This is a genomic window from Patulibacter sp. NPDC049589, from assembly GCF_040675535.1.
GTDB lineage: Bacteria > Actinomycetota > Thermoleophilia > Solirubrobacterales > Solirubrobacteraceae > Patulibacter.
Genome location: NZ_JBFAPC010000170.1, coordinates 1 through 11,944, shown reverse-complemented (window position 1 = coordinate 11,944; position 11,944 = coordinate 1). Strand labels below are relative to the sequence as shown.

Genomic DNA, 11,944 nt, shown 5'->3' with positions numbered 1-11,944 from the left:
GCCCGGGACGCGACGACCGCCGCCGCGAGCGTCGTCAGCAGCGTCGCCCCGGCCGCGCTCGGCAGCAGCGGCAGCGCCGCGCGCATCGACGGCACGCGCAGGCGCAGGAACGCGATCCCCTGCACCCGGCAGAGCGCGACGGCCGCCGCACCCGCCACGGCTGTCGTCGGCGAGAGGACCGACAGCCCGCCGTCGCCGCCGGCGGCGAGCGAGCCGTCCAGCGCCGCGGCCCAGACGACGCCCCAGCCGAACGCGAGCACGCCGCTGGTGCCGACGAGGACGGCCGTCCAGCGTCGCGCCGCGGCCGGCGAGGCGTGACCGACGAGCTCGATCGCGGCGTGCCGCAGCATCAGCGCCGCGAGGATCGCCGTCAGCGGCAGGTAGAGCCCCGAGGTCCAGGCGGCGTACCAGCCCGGGACCGCCCCGAGCGTCGCCGCGACGGCGATCACGAGCCAGACGTCGTTGGTCGCCCAGGTCGGACCGATCGACCGCAGCGCGGTCGCCCGGTCGACGCGGCGCAGCACCATCCCGACGCCGAGGTCGGCGCCACCGAGGACGAGGTAGAGGGTCCAGACGAGCCCGAGGAGGGCGAACCACGTGGTCTGCAGGTCGGTCGGGTGCATGGCGCGCCGTCCTAGTAGTTGAGGGCGAGGTCGGCGGTCGCGCTGCGGCGGCCGTCCTGGTGCCGGCGGTCGTCGCCGGGCGTGCCGCTGCCCGGCTCCGGTCCGCCGCCGTGGTCGTCGTCCTGCGGCTCCGGTCCGAGGCCGTCGGCGAGCTCGTGGTGCATCGTCCGCAGCGCCATCGCGACGGTCCCGAGGTAGATCGTCAGGAAGACGACGAGGCTGACCGCGACGGCGACGGCCCCGACGTTCGCCGAGCGGCCGTCGGCGGTCTTCAACAGCCCCTGGATGATCCACGGCTGCCGGCCGCCCTCGCGCAGGACCCAGCCGCCGATCTGCGCGAGGAACGGCGCGGCCACGGCGACCATCGCGCCGCGCAGGAACCACCGCGACGTCGCCAGCCGGCCGCGCCGCGCGAGCAGCAGCCCGAGCGCCATCAGGCCGACGAGGGCGGTGCCCATGCCGATCATGATCCGGAAGCTCCAGTAGAGGAGCGGCACGTTGGGGATGTAGTTGCCCGGCCCGTTCTTCGCGACCGCCTCGCGCTGGAGCTCGTCGATCCCGCGGACCTTCGAGCTGACCGAGAAGTCGTCGATCAGCGACAGCAGCGCCGGGACCTTGACGTTGAACTTCGGCTCGCCCGGGTTGGACCGCAGCGGCCCGATCGCGAAGAGCGACAGCGGCGCCGGCGACGCCGTCGTGTAGAGCGCCTCCGCGGCGGCCATCTTCATCGGCTGGCGCTCTACGGCGCGGACGCCCTGGAAGTGCCCGGCGAGGATGCCGGCCGTCCCGACGACCAGGCCGATCGTGCAGGCCTGGCGGGCGACGCGGGTGAACGCGTCGACGTCGCGCCCGCGCAGCAGGTGGAACGCCGCGATCCCGAGGACGACCACGCAGCCGGTGAGCAGCGCGGTGAGGATCACGTGCGCGAACGCGAGCCCGACGTCGACGTTGAAGAAGATCGCCCAGACGTCGGTGACCCGGGCCTTGCCGTCGACGATCTCGTAGCCGCGCGGCCCCTGCATCCAGGTGTTGGCGGTGAGGATCGCGAAGGCCGAGATCCCCGTCGCGATCCCGACCATCCACAGGCACGCGAGGTGGACGCGCGGCCCCAGCCGTCCCCAGCCGAAGACCCAGAGCCCGAGGAAGACCGACTCGACGAAGAACGCGCCGAGGCCCTCGAGCGCCAGCGGCGCGCCGAAGATGTCGCCGGCGTAGCGCGAGAAGCCGGCCCAGTTCATGCCCAGCTGGAACGTCTGGATCAGGCCCGTGACGACGCCGACGCCGAAGCACAGCAGCATCGCCTTGGCGTAGTACCTCGTCAGGCGCAGCCAGACCTCGTCGCCGGTGCGCTGCCAGCGGGTCTGCATCAGCGCGACCTGGAACGTCAGGCCGATCGAGACCGCGACGACGGAGAAGTGGATCAGCGTCGTCAGCGCGAACTGCCAGCGCGACAGGTCCAGCGCGATCGAGGCGAGTGGCTCGGTGGTGAGGGTCGGCACGAAGGGTCTCCTGCGATCCGTCCGGCCTCTGCAGAGCAGGGGCGAGGGTTGGGACGGGCGACAGGACCCTGGTCACCGAGCGAGAGCGACCGTCTGCGACGATAGCACCGTGGGAGCGACCTCCATCGCCTCTGCGCCCGGTCTCACATCCGCGGCGCGCACGGCCTCCCCGCAGGGCGATCCCTCGTCCGACGCGCTGATCGAGGCGGTGCGCGCCGCCGCGCTGCTCGGCTGGCTGTCGGTGGTCGCGGTGCTCGTCGGGATCGCCGTCGGGCTGCCCGTCCAGCACCAGCCGGTCGTGCTGGTCACGACCGCGCTCGGGGCCGCCGGGCACGCGGGGCTCGGCCTGCTGCCGTGGGCGCGGATCCTCCCGACCCGGCGGGGCCGGCTGCTCCTGAACGTCTGGTCGGCGGCGCTGCTCGGCGGCGTCGGCGGCCTCGTCATCACCGCCGGGGGTGCCGCCCGGCTGGACCTGCTGTTCTTCCTCGTCGTGCCGTTCCTGGCGATGGTCCACGAGGGCCGGCGCCTCGTCCCGTGGCTCGGGGCCGCCGCGGCGACGTTCGTCGTCGCCGCCGTGCTCGCGGTCGATCCGCTTCCGCGCTCCGAGGCGGCGCTGCACCTCGTGCTGCTCGCGGCGTCGGCGGCGCTCGGCCGGCAGCTCGCCGGCGCGATCCGCCGCCAGACCCGCGCCCGGACGGACGCGATCCGCCGGGCCGAGCTCGAGGGCGCGATGCTCGCCGAGGGCCACCACCGGGTGAAGAACTCGCTCCAGGTCGTCGCCGACCTGCTGATGCTCGCGCGGCCCGAGGGCTCCGCCGGCGGCGAGGCGTTCGACCAGGCCGGCGCGCGGATCCGCTCGATCGCCGCCGTCCACGCCGTCCTCGCGTCCCGCAGCGGCGGCCGGGTCCCCGCCGACGAGCTGCTGACCGCCGTCGTGGACGCCGCGCACCCCGGCGGGACGACGCTGGACGCGGCCCCGGTCGCGCTGCCGTTCCAGCAGGCGCAGCACGTCGGGGTGGTCGTCAACGAGCTCGTGACCAACGCGCACCAGCACGGACAGGGCGGGGTTCGCGTGGCGCTGGCCGTGACCGACGGCATCGCCGGGATCACCGTCGCGGACGAGGGTCCCGGGCCGTCGCCGGAGCGCTGGGCGTCGCCCGGCCTCGGCCTCCAGCTCGTCCGTCAGGTCGTCGAGCAGGGCCTGCGCGGCACGCTCGAGTCGACCCCGGACGGCATCGCCGTGCGGTTCACGCTCGAGCGGGACCGGACGGCGGGGGCGGAGCACGACCCGGCCCGCCAGACCGGCGACCGGGACGCGCGTCGGACGTCCACCGGCGGACGGGCCGCGAACGGGGTGGGACGCTGATGCACACGCCACCGGCCTCGGCTCGGCACACCGTCGGGGAGCGCTGATGCGCGTCCTGGTCGCCGAGGACGACCCGATCATCGCGCTGGGCATCGCGAAGCGCCTGGAGCGGCTCGGGCACGAGGTCATCGGCCCGGCCGCGCGCGGCGCCGACGTCCTGCGCCTCGCCGCCGACGAGGCGCCGGACCTCTACCTGCTGGACGTCGACCTCGAGGACGCCGACGGCCTGGAGCTCGCGGCGACGCTCGCCGCGACGGGCCTGCGCCGGCCGGTCGTCGTCCTCACCGGCCTCGACGCGCCCGAGCTCGTCGAGCGGTCGATCGCGTCGAAGGTCGACGCCTTTCTCACCAAGCCCGTCGACGACCGCCAGCTGGACGCCGCGCTGCGCCTGGCCGCCGCCCGCCACGCCGAGCACGAGGCCCTGCAGGACGAGGTCACCGGCGCGCGCCAGGCGCTCGCGGACCGCAAGGTCGTCGAGCAGGCCAAGGGCATCCTGATCCGCGCCCTGGGCATCGACGAGCCCGCGGCCTTCCAGCGGATCCAGCGCACCGCGCGGGACCGCAACCTGCGCCTGGCCGACGTCGCGCAGTCGATCGTCGACCAGCGGGCGCTGCTCGAGGCGCGCGGGCGCGGCGGGGGCTGACCCGGCTCAGCGCACCACCCAGATGGATCGAGATATGCTGATTCGTAGGTATGTCACGAGAGAGCGCGGGCACCATGACGGACGGCGACGGACTCCCCAGCGGCGAGCTGCTGGAGGCGCTGAAGGCCCTGGCCAACCCGGTGCGCCTGCAGATCATGGAGTGGCTCCGCGATCCGGAGGCCGAGTTCGCCGCGTACGAGCCGATCGCCGACCGAACCGAGGTCGGGGTCTGCGTCAGTCACATCCAGGCCAAGAGCGGGCTGGCGCAGTCGACGGTCTCTTCGTACCTGATCACCCTCGAACGCGCCGGACTCGTGAGTTCGACCCGCGTGGGCAAGTGGACGCACTACAAGCGCAACGAGGCGCTCCTGCGTCGCGTCGCGGAATCTGTGACGAGAGCCACATAAGACGTATCGACAAATCACGTTTTTATAATACGATTGGGCCATGGCCCCGCCTCCCGCAGCCCGCGTCTCGGCCCTCATCGTGCATGCGCACCCGGAGCCCGCCTCGTTCACCACCGCGCAGGCGCAGGTCGCACGTCGCACCCTGATCGCCCAGGGCTACGCCGTCGAGGTCATCGACCTGTACGAGCAGCAGTGGGCCCCGGTGCTCGACCGCGCGGAGTTCCGGCCGTTCGAGGGTCCGTTCAAACCGCAGGTGAGCCAGTGGGATGCCGTCCGCAGCGGCACCCTCTCCGCCGACGTGCGCGGCGACCTCGACCGGGTGCTGGCCGCCGACCTCCTGGTGCTGTCGTTCCCGCTGTGGTGGTTCTCCCTGCCCGCGATCCTCAAGGGCTGGCTCGATCGCGTGTTCGTCATGGGCGGCGTGTGCGGTGGCGACCTCGGGCTGTTCGAGGGGGCCGCTCTGGCGGGCCGCCGGGCCGTGGTCCTGTCGACCACCGGCGGCTCAGCCGACGCGTTCACGCGTCGCGGGGCGTTCGGGGACGTCAACGACTTTCTCTTCCACATCAACCGCGGGATGCTGGAGTTCGTCGGCTACGACGCACTCGAGCCGGTCATCACCTACGGCCCAGCGCACCTGGACGACGTTCAGCGCGCTGAAGCGCTCAGCGACGTGGGCCGCGCGTTCAGCACCCTCGACGATCGCCCTGTCGCGGTGACCGCGCGCTCTCGCGCTCCCGCTGCCACTCGCTGATCCCCCACCCCAACGAGCGGCCGACGGGGCGTCCAGCCCGTCTGCCGCACAACCGAGACGGTCTCGCCTTCAGGAGACCGCACCAGGAAGGGCACCCTCTCCATGACTACCGCCACGTTCGCGACCCCCGTCGCGGACCGATTGACCACACGTCAGCGGCTCGCCGTCGCCGTGTTGTTCACTGCGAACTTCACCCTCGCCGTGGACTTCGCCGTCCTCAACGTCGCCCTGCCGCAGATCGGCAGAGACCTCGGGTTCGGCACGGCGAGCCTGCAGTGGATCGTCACGACGTTCGCGCTGTGCGCCGCAGGCTTCACCCTGTTCTTCGGTCGCGTCGCCGACCTGTACGGCCACAAGCGCCTGTTCCTCATCGGCATGGCCTTGCTCGGTGTCACGTCGTTGGTCGCCGGCTTCGCCAACGGCCAGGCGACGCTGCTGACGGCCCGAGCCGGTCAGGGCATCGCCACCGCGATGGTCCTCCCGGCGGCGCTCTCGCTGCTCACCACCACCTTCGACGAAGGGCCGGCTCGCGACCGCGTCCTCGGTCTTCGCGGCGCGCTGATGGCCGCCGGCTTCACCACCGGGGCCGCGCTGGGCGGGGTGTTCACCGGCTTGGTGAGCTGGCGGTGGGCGTTCTTCATCAACGTCGTCGTCGCCGTCGTCGTCCTCGCGATCGCCCCGTTCGTGATCAGCGAGCGTCCCACCAGACGCCGCCCCCGCCTCGACACGCCGGGCGCGATCGCGATCACCCTGGCGTTGATCGCCCTCGTCTTCGGCATCACCACCGGCGGCAACACCGGCTGGGGCGGCCCCGGCGCGTGGGGTCCGCTCATCGCCGCGGTGATCCTGTTCGCGATCTTCTTCGCGATCGAGTCCCGCGTCGCCGAGCCCCTCGTCTCTCTGGCGCTGCTGAAGCGCAGCAACGTCGCCTGGGGCAACCTCGCCGGGCTCCTCGCGTTCGCGACCTTCACCTCGCTGGTGTTCCCGCTGACGCTCTACCTGCAGGAGACCCTCGGATTCGGCGCGGTCACCGCCGGCCTGATCTTCGCCTGGCTCGGCGTCGGCACCGTGACGGGCGGACTCATCGCGCCGAGGGTCATCGGCAAGATCAACGCCAAGGCCGCGATCACCGTCGGTCTCCTCGTCCAGGGCGCCGCGACGCTTCCGCTCGCCTTCGTCTCCGACGGTCGCGGCTGGGTGATCCCGCTGCTGATCGTCACGTTCATCGGCGGGATGGCGAACCTCGTGGCGATCGTGGGCTACACCGTGACCGCCACCGCCAAGGTCCCGCACGAGCAGCAGGGCCTGGCCACCGGTCTGATCACCATGAGCCAGCAGGTCGGCATCACCCTCGGCACACCCGTCATGTCCTCCCTCGTCACCGCATTCGCGGCCTCGACGCTCCTGCCCGGGATCCAGGTCGCGATCGGCGTCAACGCGGCGATCTGCGTCGTGACCGCGGTCCTCGTCGGGGTGTTCATGCGTCTCCCCGCGTCTCCGGCACCGGAGTGAGTCTTCGCCCGCCCCTCGACGCACACGGCAAGCGGTGCGGAATTCCGCGTTGAGGGGCGGAAGTTCTCGTTGGCTGAAACACACACACACCGTTGCCGGAACCACGCATCACTTTTCATCCACTGTGACATCAAGAGGAGAAGGACATGAACGAGGGGAACGGGAACGGCGGGGCCACCATCGTTCGAGCGAAGGACGTGCCCGAGGAGTCCGCCGTGGAGGTCCAAGACGCGGGCTCGGCGCGGGCGAAGCTCGTGGGATTCTTTCCGGGGCTGGGAAGCCGGGACGCGTACCGCGGGGCGGCGGAGGTCATCCTGAACGGCGCGACCCCGCGCACGCTCGCCCTCGTGGACGAAGCGGCCTCGGCCCTGCGGGAGCCGGCGACGCGAGCGGAGCTGCTGCTCGACGGCGTCCTGCCGACGGATCGGTTGCGCAGGCAGGGGAGGATCGGTGCGGGATTGCTGGCCGCGAACCTGGCGCTGGCACGCCGGTTCGAGGACCTCGCGGCGACGCGAGGAGTGCGCTGCTCCTTCACGGGGTTCACCGGGGAGAGCTTCGGAGTGCTGAGCGCAGCGGTCGCCTCGGGAGCGTTGACCGTCGGCGACGGCGTCCGCATCGCGGAGGCATTCACGCCGCTGATGCTTCTCGCCTCTGCATCGGACGCGGGGGCGGCTGACGATCAGGACGAGTTCCTGGAGGAGCTGCTTGCGGCGAACGGCGTCGACACCCCGGCGACGGCGTGGGCCACGGACGACGCGAGCGTCCTCGACGCGATCAGCATCGCCGAGACCCTCCGCTCCGCACTGCGCGAGCTGCGGTCGCCGGGTACGCCGATGGCCACACACCATCTGGGCCTGTTGCGCGAGGTGTTCAACGGACCTGCGTCGCCGCTGCAGCTGATCTGGGTGCGGCGCCTGATCGGAGACGCGATCACCGATCTGGTCAGCCGCCCTCGTCGAGACGACCTGAGCGGGCTCTGCCGCTTCCTCGATCTGTTCCAGTGCACCCTCGCCCACCGCGAGGACATCGACGTCGCCGACGGTTCGCTCGTCGCGCGTGCTCGGGTCAAGAAACGGCTGAACGGCGAGGCGTCGACGCTCGGGCACGCCGCGACCGAGCTCGAGGTCCTGCATCCCGACGGCCGGATCGAGCTGGTCTCGTTGGACGGGCCCGGTCACGCCGAATCGCTCGTGTTCCACTTCGAGAATCCCCCCAACACCCGCGCCGACGAGATCGTCAAGGCCGCACGGGGGCTGGCCCGAGCACAACCGGCAGCGGATCGGATCCGCGCCGACCTGGTCCCCGTCGGCCAGCGGCTGCGGATGACCGGTTGGGGATTGGTGAGTGTCCAGGCCGCCGTCGGCTTCGTGGTGCACCGGCTGGCCCTGTTCGAGCTGCTGCGGATCCACCGTCCGGCGCTGGCCGTTCAGACTGACCCGAACCTCGCCGGCACCGACCGGGCGGGGTGGCTCGTGTCGCTCGCGGCAGCGCAGGCGACGACGCCGGCCAGCATCGTCCCGCTGGTGGCGTTGTCGTTCGACCACGAACCCGACCCGGACCGTTTGAACGCGGCGCTCGACAGGTTCCTGCCGGAGATCGGTGACGCCGCGATGTCGGTGCTCTCCCCCGACGGGGTGCCGCTGGGGACCCGGCGAGAATTGCAGGACGCAACCGTCCGGGTGTTCCGGAACGCCGCCTTGGATCGTCCAGAACGACTCGTGCAGGTCAACGGAGCCTGCCTCGTCGTCTCTCTCGGCTCCGTGCTGGCGTCGTACCGGCTGCGGTCGACCCCACATCAAGCGCAGGTCGTCTCCGTCCGTGTCCCCGCAGAGCTGTGGCGCAAAGGGCTCAACCGGGCGCTGGACGCCGCTGACGAACGCGCGGCTCTGGGGCGCTCCCACGAACGCGAGCACGTGCTCGGATACGCCCAGCACCGGAAGATCCTCAGCAGCACGGTGAACGCGTACATCGAGCCGGGCGAGACGGTGGTCGGCTTCGGCGCCGGCGGCAGCGAGTCGATGACGATGTTCTTCGAACGCGACGCCGCCCCCGGCATCCGGGTGCGCAAGGTCCTCAGCGAAGCGCTCACCACCGTCAGCTGGGATCCCTCCGGAACCGGGGTGATGCTGCCGCCGTTCACCAAGGCGCAACGACAGGCGGAGTACCTCCAGGCCCTGCCCCCGTCGCTCGGGCGGCTGTTCCCCCAGGTCGGGACCATCACCGCTCGCGAGCTCCCGGTTCCGACGTACCTCGCCGCGGGACGGTCCGGGGCGTTCCGGGAGCTCATCTACGAGATGTCGTACGTCCCCGGCGAGGAGATCAGCCGCTGGGTCGAACGGACCAGTCCGCCGTCGGCCGTCGTCGCCCGCGTCTACGAGGTGATCCTCGAGGTGCTGCACCGGGACGTCCACGCGGTGCGACGCCGACCCGCGCCTGGCGCGACGCTCGAAGAGCAGTACTTCACCAAGATCGAGCAGCGGCTGAACCTCTGTCGACGCACCGCACCCGCCACCTTCGGGCCGTGGCTCCTCGAACCGGACCGGATCGTGATCAACGGGCGAGCCCTTCGCAACATCCGACCCTTGCTCGCCGCGTTCCGCAGCAATCCGGGGTTCCAAGCGGTCCTCGAACCGCGGTTTCACGCCCTGGTGATGGGCGACACGAACACCGAGAACATCAAGGTCGTCAACCTCGAACCGCTGCACACCGCCCAACGAGTCGTCGAATCCGGTGCACGTCCCGCCGACGTCGACGCGGCGCTGCGAGCGATCACCGCCGAGTCGATCGGGGTGATGTTCCTCGACCCGCGCGCCATCGGCTACCGCAGCGAGGGGGCCGACACCCGCGATGACCCGATGTACGACAACAAGCCGTGGCACAACTCGATCGGCCACTACGACGAGATGCACTACGAGGAGTTCCAGCTCGATACAGGCATCGTGAACGGCGCGCCCACCGTCGACATCCGATTCCGGGCCGGCAATCCCTACCAACGCGCCTACGACGTCCGCGACGTCCTCGAGCGGGAAGAACGGGTCACCGACCAGACCGGCATGGAGGCGCACTTCGCCCGGGTGATGCGTTCGGTCTACGACCTCGACGACCCAAACGCCGCCCAGCACCGCGACGACCCGCACTGGCTGACCCGGTTCGTCTTCACCATGGGCACGCATTTCGCCGCGATGCCTCCGTTTCACTTCCTCGCCGAAGTGGACGGGTCCCTGACCGACACACCGCTGACGCAACGACGGCCGGTCGCGATCTACGCCGAAGGCATCAAATGGCTGAACTGGTCGCTCGAGATGCTCGAAGGCACCCGCCTCGAGTTCCTCGGACTCCCGGTGGTCCCAGCGAACGGAGAGACGGCCGTGGTCGACCAGAAACCCCGCAACGTCGGGACCGGAGGGCTCTGCTCGTGAACTCCATCCCGCGTTCGCTGCCCATCTCCGGGCTGAGCGACCTGTCCAACGAATCCCGCATGATCGCGACCCCCTGGAGCCGGATGCTCCGCGGAATCGGGCTCGGTCAGTACCCCATCGACCGTGACCCGATCGTCGCCGGGCACATCCGCGACACCTTCGACCAGCTGGTGGCGAAGGTGTCGCCCTCCGACGGCTATACGCGCTTCTGCCGAGCGATCGGGACCTTCGCACTGCAGGTGACCGACCCCGACAGCGACCGCGGCTGGATCGAGCCTGCTGTCGGGCCGCTGCTGGAATCCGTCCGATCGGTTCCCAACCCCTACTACCGAGCGATGGCCGCAGGCATCCTCATGGACGCGTTCGCCAAGCTCGACCTGACGAGGATGCTCGTCAACGACGACCTCGACTTCGTCGTCGAGGCGCTCGCCATGCTCGACGACATCACACCGGACCAGATCGCGGACGAGAACCAGGGGCGTCACGGAGAGTACGAGCGGGTGTTCGCTTCCAGTGCGGTGTTCCTCGCGATCGGGCAACTGGGCCAGCACCACCGCCTTGTCACCGCCGAGCGCAACCACGTCGTCGAGGCGCTCGACCTGCTGGAGCGCATCCCCATCCCGTACTTCTGCGGGCGATCGGCCGGCATGTTGATGTCCGTGGTCGCGCTGCTCGGCTACACGGAGCACATCTTCGACGGTGACCGCGACTACATGGAAGAGGTTCTCGAGTATCTGACCCGCGCCGACGAGATCGGAAACTGGCCGGCGTTCGACAACCACCTCACGATTCCGTGGAAGAAGGTCTACCCCCTGCTGACGATGCTGAACGCCGTCGCGATGTGCGGCCGGGCGGAGTACCTGACGCGGCCGATCGACGCCTTGGCCGTGGCCAAGGATCTGATGAGCCAGATCCCCTGGAACACGCGAGTCCACATGGCGCAGTACTACGTCATCGCCCTGCACAACCTCGGGCGGCTGCCGGAAGAGCTGCCGGACCTGGACGTCTTCATGGAGGATGTCGTGACGGTCCTGGATGTCGTCGATCCCGGAGAGAACTACTCACCCAGGGGCAACGCCTATCCGTACATCATCGAGCTCGCGATGATGACGGGCCGGATGGATCTGATTCCCGACGCCGCGCTGGAGCGCATGGTCGATTCGTTTCCCGACCTGGACCGCGCCGTCGACCGGGTCAACCGAGCGTTCCCCGTCAGCTATGTGCTCAACGTCCTCGGAGAGATCGGCGCCGCAGAGCTGATCTTCACCCCGCGAGAACGCTACGACGGTCGCTCGGCCATCGCCTGGGTCGTCGACAACCTCTCCGAGGGCGGCCGGGAAGAGGGCGATCGAATCTCGATGGTCGATCATGCCCTGCTCAGCTACGCCCTGAGGATGCGCGGTTCTGACGCGGGCGAGACCGAACTGTTCGAGACGTTCGTGTTTCCAGAACTCGATCGTGATCGGCCGGGGCCACGCTGACCACGGACGGCAGACCCGATCCGACCGGGCCCGGTTCGACGTCGCTCCGCGGGATGTCGACCCGCGCCCCTGCAATCTCGCTGCTGGAATCACGCGAGCGCGGCGGGGCTGACGCCCCTCACCGCTCCGGCGCCGGCGGCAGCCGCCCCGCGTCCCCGCGCAGCGTCACGAGCGCCGCGGCCGTCACCAGCGTCCCGGCCGCGGCGACCACGAAGACCCCGGTGCCGGTCGCCGCGGCGGCGC

Annotated in this window: 9 protein-coding genes; 7 read left to right on the top strand and 2 right to left on the bottom strand. The window is 70.8% G+C overall.

Going from position 1 to position 11,944, the window contains the following annotated elements:
* Together AB0L40_RS23075 and AB0L40_RS23070 are read right to left on the bottom strand one after the other, a co-directional pair.
* A partial coding sequence (locus AB0L40_RS23075) for a cytochrome d ubiquinol oxidase subunit II (RefSeq protein ID WP_364360297.1) occupies nt 1-623 on the bottom strand: 623 nt, incomplete at its 3' end.
* A gap of 11 nt (nt 624-634) precedes the next feature.
* Nucleotides 635-2,122, bottom strand: coding sequence for a cytochrome ubiquinol oxidase subunit I (locus tag AB0L40_RS23070; RefSeq protein ID WP_364360294.1), 1,488 nt, complete (start codon nt 2,120-2,122; stop codon nt 635-637).
* Between the two features lie 109 nt (nt 2,123-2,231).
* On the opposite strand from AB0L40_RS23070, the gene AB0L40_RS23065 reads away from it, so the two are divergent.
* The 7 genes from AB0L40_RS23065 (at nt 2,232) to AB0L40_RS23035 (ending at nt 11,701) form a co-directional block, all read left to right on the top strand.
* Nucleotides 2,232-3,488 (top strand): sensor histidine kinase, encoded by a 1,257-nt coding sequence (locus tag AB0L40_RS23065; RefSeq protein WP_364360291.1) that lies wholly within the window; start codon nt 2,232-2,234, stop codon nt 3,486-3,488.
* Between the two features lie 46 nt (nt 3,489-3,534).
* Nucleotides 3,535-4,131 carry an ANTAR domain-containing protein gene (locus AB0L40_RS23060; RefSeq protein WP_364360288.1) on the top strand — a complete coding sequence of 199 codons (597 nt, stop codon included), beginning with the start codon at nt 3,535-3,537 and terminating at the stop codon, nt 4,129-4,131.
* Nucleotides 4,132-4,181: 50 nt separating this feature from the next.
* Complete coding sequence (locus AB0L40_RS23055) at nt 4,182-4,538, top strand: metalloregulator ArsR/SmtB family transcription factor (protein WP_364360285.1); 357 nt, start codon at nt 4,182-4,184, stop codon at nt 4,536-4,538.
* Between the two features lie 40 nt (nt 4,539-4,578).
* Complete coding sequence (locus AB0L40_RS23050) at nt 4,579-5,289, top strand: NAD(P)H-dependent oxidoreductase (RefSeq protein WP_364360282.1); 711 nt, start codon at nt 4,579-4,581, stop codon at nt 5,287-5,289.
* A gap of 102 nt (nt 5,290-5,391) precedes the next feature.
* The gene (locus AB0L40_RS23045) at nt 5,392-6,801 is read left to right on the top strand and encodes an MFS transporter (protein ID WP_364360279.1); all 1,410 of its coding nucleotides are present in this window, start codon (nt 5,392-5,394) and stop codon (nt 6,799-6,801) included.
* A 215-nt stretch (nt 6,802-7,016) separates the two neighbouring features.
* The gene (locus AB0L40_RS23040) at nt 7,017-10,220 is read left to right on the top strand and encodes an ACP S-malonyltransferase (protein ID WP_364360276.1); all 3,204 of its coding nucleotides are present in this window, start codon (nt 7,017-7,019) and stop codon (nt 10,218-10,220) included.
* Complete coding sequence (locus AB0L40_RS23035) at nt 10,217-11,701, top strand: hypothetical protein (RefSeq protein ID WP_364360273.1); 1,485 nt, start codon at nt 10,217-10,219, stop codon at nt 11,699-11,701. The genes AB0L40_RS23040 and AB0L40_RS23035 overlap by 4 nt, the downstream gene beginning before the upstream one ends.
* Nucleotides 11,702-11,944: the final 243 nt, after the last annotated feature.